This window comes from uncultured Aquimarina sp., from assembly GCF_947492965.1.
Lineage (GTDB): Bacteria > Bacteroidota > Bacteroidia > Flavobacteriales > Flavobacteriaceae > Aquimarina.
In genome coordinates, this window is record NZ_CANLOZ010000008.1 from 116721 (window position 1) to 135619 (window position 18899).

General features: G+C 34.3%; 11 protein-coding genes. 4 read left to right on the forward strand and 7 right to left on the reverse strand.

Going from position 1 to position 18899, the window contains the following annotated elements; all coding sequences use genetic code 11:
• Positions 1-23 precede the first annotated feature (23 nt).
• The gene (locus Q1B37_RS19305; RefSeq protein ID WP_299901446.1) at positions 24-518 is read left to right on the forward strand and encodes a DUF192 domain-containing protein; all 495 of its coding nucleotides are present in this window, start codon (positions 24-26) and stop codon (positions 516-518) included.
• A gap of 80 nt (positions 519-598) precedes the next feature.
• Here the strand turns inward: Q1B37_RS19305 and Q1B37_RS19310 are convergent, their stop codons facing one another.
• The 3 genes from Q1B37_RS19310 to Q1B37_RS19320 all read right to left on the reverse strand — a co-directional run bounded on the left by Q1B37_RS19310 (position 599) and on the right by Q1B37_RS19320 (position 8585).
• Positions 599-4285, reverse strand: a complete 3687-nt coding sequence (locus Q1B37_RS19310; protein ID WP_299901448.1) for a starch-binding protein — start codon at positions 4283-4285, stop codon at positions 599-601.
• A 436-nt stretch (positions 4286-4721) separates the two neighbouring features.
• The gene (secDF, locus tag Q1B37_RS19315) at positions 4722-7769 is read right to left on the reverse strand and encodes a protein translocase subunit SecDF (protein WP_299901450.1); all 3048 of its coding nucleotides are present in this window, start codon (positions 7767-7769) and stop codon (positions 4722-4724) included.
• Positions 7770-7967: 198 nt separating this feature from the next.
• Entirely contained in the window at positions 7968-8585 is a 618-nt protein-coding gene (locus Q1B37_RS19320; protein ID WP_299901453.1) for a hypothetical protein, read from the reverse strand.
• A 152-nt stretch (positions 8586-8737) separates the two neighbouring features.
• Here Q1B37_RS19320 and Q1B37_RS19325 point away from each other — a divergent pair, with 152 nt between their 5' ends.
• Positions 8738-9232 (forward strand): TlpA disulfide reductase family protein, encoded by a 495-nt coding sequence (locus Q1B37_RS19325; RefSeq protein WP_299901456.1) that lies wholly within the window; start codon positions 8738-8740, stop codon positions 9230-9232.
• 61 nt (positions 9233-9293) lie between these two features.
• Here the strand turns inward: Q1B37_RS19325 and mdh are convergent, their stop codons facing one another.
• The 3 genes from mdh to gyrB form a co-directional block, all read right to left on the reverse strand.
• Complete coding sequence (mdh, locus tag Q1B37_RS19330) at positions 9294-10220, reverse strand: malate dehydrogenase (RefSeq protein WP_299610214.1); 927 nt, start codon at positions 10218-10220, stop codon at positions 9294-9296.
• A gap of 108 nt (positions 10221-10328) precedes the next feature.
• On the reverse strand, positions 10329-11330 hold the full coding sequence (locus Q1B37_RS19335; RefSeq protein WP_299901458.1) for a DUF6588 family protein: 1002 nt from the start codon (positions 11328-11330) through the stop codon (positions 10329-10331).
• A gap of 182 nt (positions 11331-11512) precedes the next feature.
• The gene (gene gyrB / locus Q1B37_RS19340; RefSeq protein WP_299901460.1) at positions 11513-13453 is read right to left on the reverse strand and encodes a DNA topoisomerase (ATP-hydrolyzing) subunit B; all 1941 of its coding nucleotides are present in this window, start codon (positions 13451-13453) and stop codon (positions 11513-11515) included.
• Between the two features lie 491 nt (positions 13454-13944).
• Here gyrB and Q1B37_RS19345 point away from each other — a divergent pair, with 491 nt between their 5' ends.
• Positions 13945-15126, forward strand: coding sequence for a M12 family metallopeptidase (locus Q1B37_RS19345; RefSeq protein ID WP_299901462.1), 1182 nt, complete (start codon positions 13945-13947; stop codon positions 15124-15126).
• Between the two features lie 121 nt (positions 15127-15247).
• Here Q1B37_RS19345 and asnB read toward each other — a convergent pair whose 3' ends face one another.
• Entirely contained in the window at positions 15248-16933 is a 1686-nt protein-coding gene (asnB, locus tag Q1B37_RS19350) for an asparagine synthase B (RefSeq protein WP_299901465.1), read from the reverse strand.
• A 258-nt stretch (positions 16934-17191) separates the two neighbouring features.
• On the opposite strand from asnB, the gene Q1B37_RS19355 reads away from it, so the two are divergent.
• Positions 17192-17725, forward strand: coding sequence for a DUF2911 domain-containing protein (locus Q1B37_RS19355; protein ID WP_299610225.1), 534 nt, complete (start codon positions 17192-17194; stop codon positions 17723-17725).
• Positions 17726-18899 lie beyond the last annotated feature (1174 nt).

The window sequence follows — 18899 nt, forward strand, 5'->3', positions numbered from 1 at the left end:
TTTTATCTCATAAAGTTAGACTGATGCGAAAGAATATTTTAATACTCTGCATAGCCCTAAGTGCTGTAACCATTTTTTCTTGTAAAAAAGAGAATGATAAAAAGATCATTACTGAAGAGATAACATTTAAAAAAGAAGGAGAACTCTTCATCTATAACATACAAGATTCTATTCCAAAATCTATAGTAAACTTAGATATCGAAATTGCGGATAACGATTATGAACGCGAAACAGGTTTAATGTATCGCAAAACCATGGAAGAAAAACGAGGAATGCTATTTATTATGGAAACCTTAAGGCCACAGAGTTTTTACATGAAAAATACAGAGATCTCTTTGGATATTATTTATATCGATGAGCAATTTAAAATCGTGAGTTTCCAGAAAAATGCAAAACCATTGGATCCAACCTCGTTACCCTCTGGAAAACCTGCTAGATATGTTTTAGAAATTAATGCTGGATTATCGGATCAATGGAATCTAAAAGAAGGTGATTCTATTAGTTTTAAGAAAAGTTAGATTGCCCAAAAAAGAAAGACCTCTTGAAAAACAAATATTCCAAGAGGCCTTATCTAGGTAGTACAAAAAAAGGATAGCCGCTACTTAATTATTTTTACAACCTTATTGATGTTTTTATTACTGAACTTTATAAAGTATATTCCTTTTGAAACATTCAGTGGAATTGATATCGTTCCGTTTTTACTCGTCACTCTATCCGAATAATACAGAGCACCTTTAACATCTCTAACAGTAACATTTACTGCTTCTGTTTCTCCAGATACATTAAAATTAATGGTATCTTCAAATGGATTTGGATATGGTGCAGAAACATTGATTTCATCTTTTTCTGGACCTTTATTTAATGGTGCACTTACCCAACCATTATCATACCAACCATCTCCACAAATTTCTAAGTCCTCTGTTTGCTGACTTCCGTTAGTACTAAAAATTACTTTGGCACAAGTAACTCCTGTTAATGTATATTCATACCAGCCGTCATTATCATCATCTGTCATTTGAACTCCTGGCCATGAAGTACTCAAAGCAGCCGGAGACGTCTCCCAATAATACAAACTAACGGTATTCCAATTTGTATTGTTATTGTTGTAATAGATTGTTAAACTATCATCTGTGACATCACCTGGACATGCCACTGGGCAATCTGGATACCAAAGATTTGTCGATGGATCATACCAACCATCTATAGTTCTATTGAGATCATCAGATTGACTTCCGTTATTGTTGTTATTAAAAACCATACCTATATTTCCTGATTCCTGAATCGCAAAGGAATACCACTGAGAACTATCCATTCTAGACATAGGCTGTCCTGGCCAGCTCCATCCTGGTAATGGCTGGTTAGTATCTTGATTAAACAAATACACATAAACATCGGACCAATTCTGTGTATTCCTATAATGAACTGTATAGGACTGAGGTTGATTAATAGTATACTCCTCGGATAGCACACTAGAAGCACCTGTATCATTATAGGCAATCGCAGATAGTGTAGTGGTTTCTGTTAATACAAGTGAGTTCGAATACAAAGAACTTGAATCTGATGGTGCGGTCCCGTCTAATGTATAATAAATGACACCTTGATTCGTAGCAGTTAAATTAACTGTTGCGCTACCCTCATAAATTCCTCCTTGAGGAGTTACTGATAATACTGGCAACTCTAATTCTCCAGGGCAATCAGAAGGACATTGATCGTACCAAACATTTTCTGATAATACGTACCATCCTTCTACATTTCTAAACTGATCATCTGATTGTTGTCCGCTTCCATTCGTAAATACCAATCCTACTTCAACTGATTCAGCAACTTCATAGCTAAACCAAGGAGAATTTGGTGTTGGAGCCATCAATCTTCCTGGCCAATTCCATCCAGGTAATGGTGTATTGTTGTTCTTGTCAAATGCGTACACATACACATCATTCCAATTGGAAGTATTCTTAAAGTACACTTTATAAGAAGGGATGTCTCCGAATGTATAATAATGTGTTATTACGTCAGAAAGATTTCCATCTCCGTCATACGCCACAACTTTTAGCTGGATTGGATCACTATCCTCATTTCCTAAATCAAATGGATTAGAGTAAACCAGACTATTTGTTGTAGGCTCTGATCCATCTATCGTATAATAAATTGTCACATCATCATTATCAGAAGTTGTTGATGCTTCTAAAACTACTTCAATAGTATCATCATAATTTCCAGAATTAGGTTCCACAGTAAGTGTGACCTCATCACTACTGTTAAAATCACCAACATACACATGTTGAATTGGAGTCTTAAATACATTCCCTTGAGTGTCTGTAGCTTCAACATAGTAATCTACTAATACATTAGACAAACCACGAATTTCTGCATAGCATAGATCTGCTATTGCCGTAGGCTCTATAAAAAGATCTATTTCTGGATCCTGAGTGACATTATCTTTTGGAAATTCTTTTTGTGTCATGGAAATTGTATTCCAGGAACTTACTTCTTCTCCTCCAGCATAGGTGTCGTTTACATTATCCGCAATAGGATTTATACCGTCATCATCGGTTCTATATTTTAAAACTACTGAAGCCAATCCACTTACATCATGAGCAAATGTCCATATATGAAAATCAGAAGAATTTTGAACTTCCTGATACGCATATATTGGGCCAAAACCTTTACCACCAGGATTGTAAGGAAATCTTTGAGGAATAAAAACAGAAGGTGGTGTATTATCCTGATTTATAGATCCTCCAAGTGCATCTAAAGCATGTTCTATTGCTATGTTCCCAGCTAAGGTTTGCTTTACTTCCATATCGATCGCTTTACCATAGTACATATAACCACTGGTTAGCGATGGTAAAAAGAAATGCCACGCTTTTTCTGCACTAGAAGCTCCAAATGATGGATCTATTATCTTAGCTATATCAACTCCATTGCTATTATCTTCTGCCATTAACACATAATTTTCTGCAGCAGTAATCACTGCCCAGTTTCTAGCATCTTCTGTCCATCCATCAGGATTAAATCTATAATCAGTAGTATCATATAACGGCCATAGCCAGTTAATAAATTGTGGATGTCCCCAATCGTTGGCTGCATTTACCCAAGAACCATCTTCCACTTTTACAATATCATTTTCAGGAACTGGGTAGAAATTTAAAAACTGCTGAATAGTAGTTGGGTCATATCCTTTAGAGGCAGCTTCATTAGCGAAACCTGGAACAGATTCCTGATAATAACTATCACCACCTCCCCAAGCATTATCACCATCATGTGCTAACAAAACAATAGATGGTTGACTTGCATTACTAAATGGTGCAATATTAGCATCAATTTCTCCTGTACCCATAGAACTAAATCCATTCTGATAACTAAGTAAATCAGCCATAGGAACTACGTCCATCTTATAAGTTTGTCCTGTTTCTGGATCTATGTATTGCGCTTTATGTGCCTGGTAACAATATGGAGCAGCAAAGGTACCACCTCTGCCGTCGATTTGTCCTTTCCACCAGTTATTACCATTGGTAGCTACCTTATCCGCAGCATTTGGTGGATCAATATTAACTCCAGAAGTACCATAATCTAATGGATAATCATTTAGCGTTCTTGAGAGATGACTATTTGCGATAACCGACCATTGGAAACCTTCTTCTACCAATACTTTGATTATTCTTTCAGAAAAAGAACATTCCGCAGGCCAAAATCCTTTAGAATATTCACCTCCAAAAGTTTGATCAGTGATATATCGATGTGTTTTCAATTCCATTCTTAGGGCTCTCTCACTAATTAAAGGAGCCAAAGCGTGATGAAATGTAAAACCAGTTAGATCCATTCTGGGTTGACCACCAGAAGTTCTCCAGCTTTTTGCTTCGATAAAGTCATTTTGCCAACCTTGATTATATCCCCAAACTCCAGCATTTGCTAGACTGTTTACATTTTCAATTAAACAACCAGAATAATTTACCTGTGCACCTCCGTTTGGCAATCCTAAAAGAGTCTGAACCGAGTTCTTAGGACCGTATTGGTAGGCTTTTACTCGATCATACTTCCCAAAAATTTCTTCTAAATCGTTTAGTGGATGACTAATCCCATCAGCATATACATTCCAGGAATCACCTGATACTTTTAAATTATGTGATTCTAAAACTGTTTGATACCGATTAGGGTTTTCTTTACTTTTCTCTGCCCAATAAATGGGTTGTTGCATGTGCCATAAATAAGAAGTGTGGACTTGCTGTGCTATCATTCCAGAATAAAAGAACAATAACAACAAAAATAGATTAGTGTTTTTCATGAATCTTGTGTGTGTGTTATACAATTAAAAAATGCTGTAAAAACAGCTTGCATATATTCCAAAAACTATCTTCCCAAACAATAGTTCCCCAAGATTCTATACCCATAATAAACATTCATAAAAAGGATATTTATTATGATCCCATCAAACGAAAATTGTAGTAAACAAACAGTCCCATTTGATCCATGTCTATAACAGCGACAACACTTCTCAACAAGACTGTTAAATACTCAGTTTTTTAATAATTATTTGATGATATTTTCAAAAGTAGGTAATAAAAAAAGTAAACTCCCTAATCAGAATTTACTCAAACGATATAGTGTTAATAAAAAACTAAAAAATCCCCTAAATTTTTATCAATGTGATTAACTTAAACCCATAAAAAAAGCTGCATTTTTTAAATGCAGCTTTTTTGATATTCTAGAAATAGACTTTTCTATGATTCTTCTTCAGTCTTTTTCTTTTCTTTTAAACCTACTTTGCTTACAGTATCGAACATTACTGGAGTAGCAATGAACAAAGAAGAGTAGGTTCCTACTAGTACACCTATGATTAATGAGAACATAAATCCTCGTAAAGGCTCTGCAAAAATAAAGATCGCTATTAATACTAATAAGGTTGTTAACGAAGTATTTAATGTACGACTTAACGTACTATTTAACGCTCCATTAATATTCTTATTTAACGGCCATGTAGTGTGCTCCGCGAAATATTCACGAATTCTATCAAATACTACCACGGTATCATTCAGCGAGTATCCAATTACAGTTAGAATAGCTGCAATAAACGCTTGGTCGATTTCCATATTAAATGGCATAAACTTCCAAGTAAGTGAGAATACACCTAACACTACCAATACATCGTGGAAAACTGCCGCTACCGCACCTAAACTAAACTGCCATCTTCTAAATCTAAATAAGATATATAAGAAAACTACAATTAAAGATCCTATAACAGAAACAAAGGCTGCTTGTTGAATATCATCTGCAATCGTAGGTCCAACCTTCATAGAACGCATAATACCTACTTGCTTATCTTCATCACCATTAGAAAACTCTTCATAGCTCATATTATCAGGCAGGTGAGATTTTAAAGACTTAAATAACAAATCAGAAATCTCAGAATCTACAGCTTCTCCTGATTCATTAATCTTATATTTTGTAGTAATTTTTAACTGATTTTTTGCACCAAGTGTTTTTGCTTGTGCACTTCCAAATACAGCTACTAAATCCTTTTCTACATCTGTAGGGACTACATCCTTAGCAAAACGAACAGTATATGTTCTACCTCCTACAAAATCAACACCTTTATCTAGACCTTGAGTAAATAATGATCCTAAACCAGCTAATACAATAACAGCTGATATAGCATAAGCTATTTTTCTCTTCTTTAAGAAATCAATATTTACATTTTTAAATAAATTCTTAGTAGCTGCTGTAGAGAATGCCAATTCTTTACCATTTCTACCATATCCATCAATAAACAACCTAGTGATGAAAATCGCAGTGAATAAAGATGTAAGAATACCGATTAATAAAGTAGTTGCAAATCCTTTAATCGGTCCTGTACCGAAGAATAAAAGAATTAAACCAGTTAAACCTGTTGTAATATTTGCATCTAAAATCGAAGACAATGCGTTGCTAAAACCATCTTTAATCGCATCAACTTGTGATTTACCTTTGGCCAATTCTTCTTTAATTCTTTCGAAAATAAGTACGTTCGCATCTACCGACATACCAATCGTTAATACGATACCTGCAATACCTGGTAATGTTAATACTGCTTTTAATCCAGCTAATACTCCAAATATAAATAAGATATTTACTACCAAAGCAACATCGGCAAAAGCACCTGCTTTTCCATAATAAAAAATCATCCAGATTAAAATCAACACCAATGCAATTCCGAAAGACATGATACCACTATCGATTGCTTCTTGCCCTAATGACGGCCCTATAACTTCACTCTGAATAATATCTGCTGATGCCGGTAATTTACCTGCTCTTAATACATTTGCCAAATCTTGTCCTTCTTCTACCGTAAAATCTCCAGAGATCTCACTTCTTCCTCCTGTAATAGCTCCTTTAGAAACACCAGGCGCAGAGTATACAATATCATCTAATACAATTGCAATCTGACCTCTTGTTTGAGAAGCTCTTCCGGTCATTTCTGCCCATTTCTTAGCTCCTTTACCATCCATCTGCATCGTCACAACTACATTATTAAGTTGGTCATAGGTCTGTGCAGCGTCGGTAATAACACCTCCACTTAATTCTGGAGTATTATCACGATTTCCTTTAAGAGCATATAAATCTACCCTATCTTCCTCTTTTGCTTGTTTACTCCAAGCAAACTTCACAAATCTTAATGATTGAGGTAATAGTGCTCTAATATCTTTTCTATCTAGATACGAGTTAAACTGCTCCACATCATTTACCGCTACAGAAACTAAAGCTCCAGGAACAGAAGGAGGACCGATTAAATCATTAATAGGATTTACCTGCGCTTCAACATCCGTAGAATCTTCAGAATCCGCTAATAATTTTTCGATTTCTGCATCTGCATCTGTCTGAGTGCTATCTGCCTGAGCAGTATTTACTTCGGTACTATCAGTTTTTACTGTATCTACAACTTTTTCAGATACTACTTCTTCTTTCTCAGTAGTTTTATTTTCTTTTGCTTCTAATTCTTTCTTAAGCTTATCATTCATTCTTCCTAAGAAGATTCCTAATTCTTGAGAGTTTTCAACATCCCAGAATTCTAATTGAGCTGTACTCTGTAAAAGTTTCTTTACACGATCAACATCTTTAGCTCCTGGAAGTTCTACCAAAATACGACCAGACTCTCCTAAACGTTGAATATTTGGTTGTGTAACCCCAAACTTATCAATACGCTTACGTAATACTTCGAATGCTGATGTTACCGATTCGTCGATTTTTGTTCTTAATATAGGCTTTACTAGATCATTAGACATATCAAAAGTGATATCATCACTTAAGTTTTTATTCGCAAAAATATCTGGAGATGCTAACTGAGCATCAGGAATATTTTCAAACTCTGTAAAAAAGTCATCTACATAGGTATTCTGACTATCTTTCTGAGTTTCATCAGTAGCATCTAATGCCTGAATGAATGCTGGGTTTTTAGATTTATTTGCTAATCCTTCTAAAATATCTCTTACTGATATTTGAAGAATTACATTGATTCCTCCTTTAAGGTCAAGACCTTTATTTAGTTCCTTTGCTTTTGCTTCGTTATAACTAAAATTCGCAAAAATCGGATCCTTTCCGATAGAATCTAAATACTCTTTTTGAGCTGTTTCTCTAAGTTTAGAGTAATTCTCTACTGTTTCTGGATACTTATTTATCGCAAAAACTTCAGCTTCTTTTTCTTTTGTGTATGTTAAATATGTAAACGATAACTGGTAAAGACATACCAATCCAAATATAATCGCAAACACTCTAACAAGTCCTTTATTTTGCATTGTGGTTTATTTTAGTCAACCCACCAAATGTTTCGAACATTCTTCTGTGATTGACAATTGTTAGTATATTAAAAATGTAATTCAACTAGGTCTGAATATGACTTAGTTATTAGGTTTTAGCTAATACCGCAGTATAAAAATCTACGGAATAGCTTATTTATTTTTTTTTAGAAATTTGGTAAACAGTGTATTTCTAAACTAAGAAATAGGTCCTGCTCTTACCTCTGGAATTTTATACGAAGTATTATCTATTGCGATAGCAATCGCACTATGCACCTTCTGTGCTAATTGTATAAATCGGTTGATCGCTTCATTAGCGTCTTCATTCACAAAACTATAAGAAACACCAGAAGCCCTATCCTGTTTTTGTTCTAATTCTAAAACGTGAATCCCACTAAAACCTGAATCATTATCGGTACTTTTCTGAATTTTATAAACAGCTACATGATAGTCTGAAGATTCTTTATCAAAAGGAATTTTAGAATTATTAGAACCGTTTTTATCAAAAAGAATATGATTCCAAGAAATATGATTCTCTGCAAGTATTTGCTGTATACTTTCTACATCGGCATCGCTGTAATAAGAAATTCTTAGCTTACCGTTATGAAGTTCATTGGATATTCGGATGTTTTTTACACCAATAGATGCTAACTGTTTTTTTACAGTTTTTACTGCATTTTCAGCTTCTTGTGACGATACAGTAACATTTCTAAAGTCAAGAACAATCTCTTGGTTAGGCACGACAGTTTGCCCTTGCATTACTACTAGTAACGCAAAAGCTGAAATTAACATTCCGAAGTACCATTCTTTCTTCATGGTCGCAAATATAGAAAAATTAAAACTTTGTGTCTAGTGTATTTTTAATAAATAGGAAGCATCTTTATCAACGTCTTAATTAAACCATTCGTTCTCGTAACTAATTATTGCAATTTTATATATTTGGATATAATCATACTTATCTAATCGTTATGAAAAACTTCTTAACATTCATACTCTTTCTTTCTTTTTTAGGCTCTTATTCTCAAAAACAATTTCCTGATTTTGAAGTTTCTGATACAGACAAGAAAACATCTTCTCTAAATAGTCAATTAAATAAGCTTACTATCATAGATTTATGGGCCACTTGGTGCAAACCTTGTATCGCTGAGACTCCTTTTTTGGAGGAGATTAAAAAGAAATATGGTTCTAATATAGATGTCATCTATATTTCATTAGATTTCAAAAAAGAAAGATGGCACCAATTCATATCAAAAAAACAATCAAAAAAGAAACATTTCTGGGTTCCTCCAAACAGTCCTCTTGTAGAATTTATAGGTGAAACCAAAACTTCTGGAGATAAAACTACCACTACTTGGTCAATCCCTAAATTCTTCCTCGTTGATAAAAATGGAGAATTATTATCTGATAATTGTCCTTTACCTTCATCAGGAAATTTGGAAAAACTTTTAGATAAACATTTATAAAAAAAGAAAGAGCTACTATTTAAGACAGTAGCTCTTTCCTAATATATTCGATTAAAACAGATTATAACTCTAACAATCCATTTGTCTTTTTAACTCCTTCTGCACTTTCTGCAAGTTTTGCTTTTTCAGCATCATTAAGCTCGATCTCTACGATTTTTTCGATTCCATTTCTACCCAATACTACAGGTGCACCGATACAAAGATCATTTAATCCATATTCTCCTTCTAACAGTGCTGAACAAGGGAAAATCTTTTTCTGATCACAAGCAATTGCCTGTACCAAACCAGATACCGCAGCTCCTGGAGCATACCAAGCAGAAGTTCCTAACAATCCGGTAAGCGTAGCTCCACCAACCTTAGTATCTGCTGCTACTTTTTCTAAACGTTCTTCAGAAATAAATTCTGAAACAGGCACACTATTTCTTGTAGCTAGTCTTGTAAGAGGAACCATTCCTTTATCACTATGACCTCCGATTACCATTCCGTCTACATCAGAAATAGGTGCTTCTAAAGCTTCTGCTAATCGATACTTAAAACGTGCGCTATCTAAAGCACCACCCATACCGATAATTTTGTTTTTAGGAAGATCAGTAGTTTTATGTACAAGATACGTCATCGTATCCATAGGATTACTTACTACAATGATAATAGCATTTGGAGAATGCTCGATTAAACTAGAAGAAACTGATTTTACAATTCCTGCATTAATACCTATTAACTCTTCTCTAGTCATTCCTGGTTTACGAGGAATTCCAGAAGTTATTACAGCAATATCACTTCCTGCAGTTTTAGAATAATCATTTGTAGTTCCTGTTATTTTAGTATCAAACCCATTTAAAGAAGCGGTTTGCATCAAATCCATTGCTTTACCTTCTGCATATCCTTCTTTGATATCTAACAACACTACTTCTGAAGCAAAATTCTTTATGGCAATATACTCTGCACAACTTGCACCTACTGCACCAGCTCCTACTACTGTAACTTTCATTATTTTAATATAATTTTGATTAATATTATCCTAGTATATTGAATTTCTTCAATATCAGCGCGAAAATACGAATTCTTTAACGATTTTGTTTGTGAATTCTTAGTTAAATTACCAACCAAAATTCATACCTATAGAAAGGTTTTGATAGTTCTGTAATGTGTAATCCAAATTAGCTCTAAAGAAACCTAATTTCACATTTACTCCTAGCGTTGCTTTTAGTCCTGAAGTTTTATTGTCTACAGAAATCGGATCAACAACAGTTTGTGATGCTAATGGACCACTTTGCACCTCATAAGACCCTAAGACATCGGCAGTACTATTACCTGTATAAAAACCAAAACCTCCATAGAGATTAACTTTGGAAAATTTGGTCGAAATAATTCCACTAACCAACCACGAATTTGATTTTAATCTAATTTCTTGATCATTACCTTCTGTTTCACTATCTGCAGCAAAATCATAAAACCCTCTGACATTGGTATACCCTACGAGTCCAGAGAATCTAAAAGGAAGCCTTTTCCAAGAAAAAATCCAATCTGTAAATTCATGTTGTACCGCTAATCCATATAGAAATACTTCTGTATTTTCTCTAACAGCTATTTTTGGTAAGAATCTTGCTTTTACTTCTGTACTTCTAGAAACTCCAATAGAACCTTGCAAAAAACCTGTAGGCGCAATATTTACTTCTTGCCCCCCAATTCCGTCTGGAAGCGTTACTTCTACTTGCGCTAATTGTCCTTGATTTAATACCACAACAAAATCTCCACGATTCCCTCCAAAAGCATTAGCTACCTCCTGACTCGCCGGCCCTTCTCGAAATGCTACTCCATCATATTCTGCCGTATTTAGGATAAACGATTGTTTTTCTTCTCTCACAAAAGACAAATTACCCACAAAACCTACTTCGAAACGCCATAGTTTTTTAACATGTGCGCTCTTATACCAACCATTAGACATACTATTAACTAATACCTCTCCTCCTGGAGCAAAATAGTCGGTACTAAAGCGCTGTGCATTTTGTATACCAAGTTCTAGTAATTGATCGACATTAGTTTGTGCATAAGATACTTTGAGCACAAGCATTAAACAAAAGAGTAAAGTTTTTTTCATCTGTTTGTATCTATGGTTTTCAATAATCCGATAAAATTAACAGAACCAAACATTTAAAAAATATGGAAGTCTGGCACGTTCATTTCCTTAGATTTGGGTTTTAATAGGCGCAACAATATATAAAAAAATCCGCTATACATGGTATAACGGATTTCGTTCTAAATTATTTAGCAGTATTTACATTAAGCATCAATATTTGCATACACTGCATTTTTCTCAATAAATTCTCTTCTTGGAGGAACTTCATCCCCCATTAGCATAGAAAATATTCTATCTGCCTCTGTTAAATTATCTATAGTTACTTGACGCATTGTTCTATACTCAGGATTCATAGTAGTATCCCAAAGCTGTTCTGCATTCATCTCTCCAAGACCCTTATATCGCTGAATCTTAGTATTATCACCAAACTCTTTAACAATTCGATCACGTTGATCATCATTCCAAGCATATTGCTTTTTAGCACCTTTCTTCACCAAATATAGAGGTGGTGCTGCTATATAAATATGTCCTGCTTCTATCAATTCTTTCATGTAGCGGAAAAAGAATGTTAGAATCAGTGTAGAAATGTGACTACCATCGACATCCGCATCACACATAATTACAATTTTGTGATAACGAAGCTTCGACAGGTTAAGTGCTTTACTGTCCTCTTCTGTTCCGATAGTAACACCTAATGCTGTAAAAATATTCTTAATCTCTTCATTTTCGAATACTTTGTGATGCATTGCCTTTTCTACATTCAGGATTTTACCTCTTAAAGGTAATATCGCCTGAAACATTCTATCACGACCTTGTTTAGCAGTTCCACCTGCAGAATCACCCTCCACAAGGAACACTTCACATAACGCAGGATCTTGCTCCGAACAATCAGAAAGCTTACCAGGAAGCCCTCCGATACTCATTACGGTTTTACGCTGCACCATTTCACGCGCCTTTTTAGCAGCGTGTCTTGCTTGAGCAGCTAAAATTACTTTCTGAACGATCGTCTTAGCATCATTTGGATGTTCTTCCAAATAATTTTCTAACATTTCAGATACCGCCTGAGAAACGGCCGAAGTAACCTCTCTGTTTCCAAGTTTCGTTTTTGTTTGTCCTTCAAATTGAGGCTCTGCTACTTTTACAGAAACAATTGCAGTTAAACCTTCCCTAAAATCGTCACCAGCTACCTCAAACTTTAGCTTATCCAGCATTCCAGAAGCATCAGCATATTTCTTTAATGTAGAAGTTAATCCTCTTCTAAATCCAGAAAGATGTGTACCTCCTTCATGCGTATTGATATTATTTACATAAGAGTGAAGGTTTTCAGCATAGGAGTCATTATAAATCATGGCAACTTCTACAGGGATATTATTCTTTTCGCCTTCCATAGAAATTACGTCACCAATAATAGCATTACGACTTCCGTCTAAGAATTTTACAAATTCTTTTAATCCCTCTTCTGAATGAAAAATTTCAGACACAAAATTACCATCATCATCTGTATGGCGTTTATCTGTAAGATTGATCGTAATTCCTTTATTAAGGTATGCCAATTCTCGCATACGACTCGCTAAAGTATCATAATTGTATTCTAAGGTCTGCTGAAAAATAGTAGCATCCGGCTTAAAGGTTACTATAGTACCGTTAAAATCAGTATCACCTGTAGACTTTACGGGATATAATGGCTTTCCTCTCTCATATTCTTGTTCCCATATTTTACCATCCTTATGTACAATCGCATGTAAATGATCAGAAAGTGCATTCACACAGGAAACCCCTACTCCATGCAAACCTCCTGATACTTTATAGGAGTCTTTATCAAATTTACCTCCTGCACCAATTTTGGTCATTACCACTTCTAATGCAGAAACTCCTTCTTTTTTATGAATTCCGACTGGAATACCACGACCATTATCTTTGGTCGTTATAGAATTATCTTCGTTTATAGTAACATCGATAGCATCACAATGACCTGCTAGTGCTTCATCGATGGAATTATCTACTACTTCATATACCAAATGGTGCAAACCTCTTACGCCAACATCACCGATATACATCGATGGACGCATCCTCACGTGCTCCATTCCTTCTAATGCCTGAATACTATCGGCTGAATAATTATTTTTCTTTGCTTCTTCGCTCATAAATCAGCTATATTAATTACAATTTTTTGGTCAACAAACAAAGATAAAAAAACAGTCAAATGTTCAAAGCGTTTTAGAAAGTATGATTTAAAGAGTTATCAACAATTAGTTAAGAACAAGACCAGAAAAAACAAAAAACCTCTTAAAAGCGTTAAAAATAGCCTTAAAATGGATTTAAGATTAAATTAATAATTGATCAATTAACACACCATTCAACACAAAACTCTGTAAATAAACATTTTAATTCCTTTTTATTGTAAAAAAACAACATCTCCAAACTTAGAAAAATTAAATCCTAAATTGCTGATTTTATAAAAAAACAAAGAGAAGATTCAGCAAACTTACACGATTTCTCATTCACTACCTACGAATACTAAAACACACTTCAAATCGACCTTGTTTACTACAATATAAACTCTCTGCAACGTTAAATGCTATAGCAAAATGCTACAAATAATTTTAAAATAACTACACACTCAACTTTTATTAAAATGAAAACAAAACAATTAATCAATTTAGGAAGAGCTGCTTTCATAGGTCTTGGAATCTTAGCAAGTTCTTGTACAAACGAAAGTTTTGACGAAATCACGAGTAGTCAAGAAACTGAAGTCGTAAAAAAATTCTTTAATGATGATGTTGTTATCGTAGAAGATCTAAAAAATGGTACTTTTTTAAGCGGAGATATCATTTATGAATCGAGACAATTAACTGATCAAAAAGTCGGCTACAACTCTAATCCAGAACCCAATGAAGATTTAGATGAAAAGTTAGGCTTTTACCGAGGTGTACAAAAATGGCCAAACAACACCATTATTTACGTTTTAGACAATAGCCTTACCAACAATCAGATACAAGTAACTCTAAACTCGATGAGAGAATGGTCTACAAAAACCAATATCCGGTTTAAAGAACGTACTAACGAAAGCTATTACGTTACTATCATAAATAATGGACAGTCTTGTAACTGCGGAAGCGCTAATTTAGGAGTAAACGGAAATAGAGGAAGAATAAATATTGGTACTGGAACTAGCGAAGTTGTAATGATCCATGAAATCGGTCATACTCTGGGGTACATTCATGAACAAACCAGATCAGACAGAGACAATTATGTAAGAATATTGTTTGAAAACATACAAGATGGAGCTGAAAGCCAATTTAGAAAGAACGAAAACTCCTTGAACCTTGGAGAGTTCGACATCAAATCTACTATGATGTATGGAGCTTACACTTTTAGTAAAAATGGTCAGCCAACCATAGTACAATTAGATGGCACTACACACGCAAGAAGACGAGCAGAATTATCCGCTGGAGATATTTCAGGAACAAATGAAGCATACCCTTCTGGTGACGGAGATGGCGGTGACGGCGGCGATGGAGATGGCGACGGAAACGAAAATGACATCTGCGATGGTATAGACGAATGGTCTCCAAATATTAGATATAACGTTGGAGATAAAGTTACTTATCAAGGTTTCTTATATGAAAGAGATTTTTACTCATGGAATCGATTAGGAGAATGTGGAACTTCTCAACCTGCAGATATTTGTGAAGGTGTGGACCCTTATAGCAGTAATAGAAGCTATTCCCCTGGTGATCAAGTTACGTATAACGGTTACTTATATCTTTTACAAGATAATAGGAGATGGTCTAACCAAGGAAGATGTGGTAATTAATTAAAACCACGCACTATACATAACAAAAACCCCAAGAATGCAATATTCTTGGGGTTTTACATCTCAATTAACTCAACTTTCAGCGACTCAAGCTGAAATTCTTAAATTTCTTGATTATTATTTATTGAACGACCTCATCCACTAGGTAAGCATCGTCATGTACATTTGCTACAGCTCTTCCACTTGGGTCGTTCATATTCTTGAAAGCTTCATCCCACTCCAAAGCGATTTTTGTGCTACATGCCACAGAAGGCTCCTGTGGTACACTTAGTGCGGCTGCATCACTTGGAAAATGTCCTTCAAAAATAGATCTGTAATAAAACTCCTCTTTATTTTGTGGTGTTTGAATTGGAAATCTAAAATGAGCATTTGCCATTTGTTCATCAGTCACTTCTCTATCTACCACTTCTTTTAGTGTATCTATCCAACTATATCCTACTCCATCGGAAAATTGTTCTTTCTGTCTCCAAGCTACACTTTCTGGCAAGTAAGATTCGAAAGCCTTACGAATTACCCACTTTTCCATTCGCTCTCCATTAATCATCTTATCTTGTGGATTGATTCTCATCGCTACATCCATGAACTCTTTATCTAAGAAAGGCACCCTTCCTTCGATACCCCAAGCTGCAAGCGATTTGTTAGCTCTTAGACAATCATACATATGCAGTTTACTTAATTTCCGTACAGTCTCTTCATGAAATTCCTGAGCATTAGGAGCTTTGTGGAAATATAAATATCCCCCAAAAATCTCATCTGCACCTTCACCAGAAAGTACCATCTTCACTCCCATCGACTTAATAACTCTTGCCATTAAATACATTGGTGTAGATGCTCTAACAGTAGTAATATCATAGGTCTCTAGATTATAGATCACATCTTTGATTGCATCTAAACCTTCCTGAATAGTAAACTTGATCTCGTGATGTATAGTACCAATATGATCGGCTACCTTTTGTGCTGCTGCAAGATCTGGAGAACCTTCTAAACCAACCGAAAAAGAATGCAATTGTGGCCACCAAGCTTCTTTGGTATCACCGGATTCAACCCTCTTTTCTGAATATTTTTTGGCTATCGCCGAAGTAACTGAAGAATCTAACCCTCCTGACAACAATACTCCATACGGAACGTCAGACATTAATTGTCTGTGCACAGCTGCTTCTAAAGCATCTCTCACCTCATCAATACTAGTTTGATTATCCTTTACTGCATCATATTCTGACCAATCACGAACGTACCATTTTGTTAATTCTCCCGTCGTACCATCTAAGTAATGACCAGGTGGAAACAACTCGATTTTGGTACAAACACCTTCTAAGGCTTTTAGTTCAGAAGCTACATAAAAAGTCCCATTTTGATCCCATCCCATATATAAAGGAATAATACCCATATGATCTCGCGCAATTAAATACGAATCTTTTTCCGCATCATATAACGCAAAAGCAAAGATTCCATTTAAATCATCTAAGAACTCAACACCCTTTTCTTTGTATAAAGCTAATATTACCTCGCAATCGGATTCTGTTTGGAAATTATATGAACCATCAAACTGTTTACGAATTTCCCGGTGATTATAAATTTCTCCATTTGCTGCAAGAACCAATTTTTTATCTTCACTAAAAAGAGGTTGCTTTCCAGAAACTGGATCCACTATAGCTAATCTTTCATGAGCCAAAATTGCCTTTTGATCAGAGTAGATACCACTCCAATCCGGTCCTCTATGACGTATTTTTTTAGACATCTCTAATAGCTGTGGTCTTAAAACCTCAGCCTTTTCTTTTAATTCAAAAGCGCAAACTATTCCACACATATCTTTCTTTTTCTATTAATTGAGAAGTCAAAGATGAAGTAATAGTTACAATATTTAAACAGAAAAGATTATTTTAGTTTCAAATAAAAACATAAAAGCATTTTTATTTATCAAAATGAAATATTTTTTCTATTAAAAGCTAATAAAAGTATCAAGTTGTTATTTTCTCTTTTAACAGAACTTTAATGAGGTGATTAACATTTCATATGTATGTTCGCTTCTATCTTTACGACGATTATAAAAATAAAATCACAAATTATGAAAAAATCACTCTTATTTGCTATCCTACTTTTCATAGGAACTGTTACTAGCATGAATGCTCAGAAATTTGCTGGGTTACAAAAAAGTCCAACCGATATTTCTTATGCTAAAACGGATAGAAATGCTAAACCCGACGTTAAAGTAATCTACAGTAGACCTCAGAAGAAAGGAAGAACGATGCTTGGAGAAAAAGTTGCATATGGAAAAGTGTGGAGAACAGGAGCTGATGAAGCTACCGAAATCAAACTTTTCAAGGACATGAAACTAGGAGAAAAAACTGTAAAAGCAGGAACCTATTCTTTATTCACTATCCCAGGTGAAAAAGAGTGGACTATTATATTAAACTCTGACTTGGATGTATGGGGAGCTTATTCTTATGATGAAGGCAAAGATGTAGCTAGAATTAAAGTTCCAGCAGGAACAGGAGATGAACTAGAAGCTTTTTCAATAGCGTTTAAAAAAGTAGATAAAGGATATCATATGGTATTAGGATGGGAAACTACAAGAGTAGAAGTTCCTTTTTATAATTAATTCCTCGGATTGGAAATAAAACAAAAACGAGATTAATTATAACAATTAATCTCGTTTTTATCTTTCCCTAATAATCTCTTATCTTCAATGAATATATACCATAATAAGGATTATAAGTTTAAAAATCTTTTACCGATGTATAGCGTGGCTAGACGCTCCTGGTAATTCTTTAAGGAAGTCCATGACAACCCTAAATGTTAATCTGAATTTAGTGTAAAATAGCCCCATAAAATTTCCAATTTATTACGTTACAAGATACTATCTAAAAGGTTCTAAATCAACAATTTTAACAAAAAATGTAAGTACTTTTAGATATTTGGTAAAAAATTACCGATTAACAACGCATTTTTCCAATTATACAAGTATTTTCTTTCCTACTTAATTTGAAGTTCTAAAGGCATTTATCTTACTTTTTAACAAAGCCTCTTCCCATACACTTACGAATCAATTAAAGAATAATTTCTTTTTACTCAAATCAATTAATTAGAAATTACACCTAGAATACCTCTACCTGTGTATTGCATTGCTGCTTGCTGCTGGCAATTCTTTTAAAAATGTTCTTATTGCACTAAAATCTATTGAAAATATATTGTAAAATTTTGTCATAATAATCTGATTTTTAATTTCTTGTACAAAGATAGCTTGCAAAACTCCCTGGTATGAAAATTTTAACATATCAAAATCTAAGTTTTAGCTATAAACATAATTATCATCGCCAAAAGAACAAAAAGTACAAAAACTCTAAATGTACTTGACGTTTTTACTTACAAAAAATAAACAGTCTTCAGGGGGTTATCCCCCTAAAAATCACACCCTAATTAATGCTAACCTACTGAAAAGTAAATATTTAATCACTAAAAAGCGAATTATTCTTGGTGCAAAACAAATACGATATTCACAAAAGCTTAATTTTGCATCTTGTAGACATAAAAAAAAGATTACAAAATAATGTAATCTTTTACTTATGGTTAAAAACGAAGTATAACTTGTTATTATCTTCTCATTGCATATCGAGAAGCACTAGGTAAATCTCTCATAAAATCTATTACAATTTTAAAATCGAGCCCAAAAATAGAGTATAAGTTTTTCATAAAATATTGTTTTTAAAATACTTATATAAAATTAAGAACTACTTTCAGGAAAATCAAAAAATAAATATGGTATCGCTAAACTT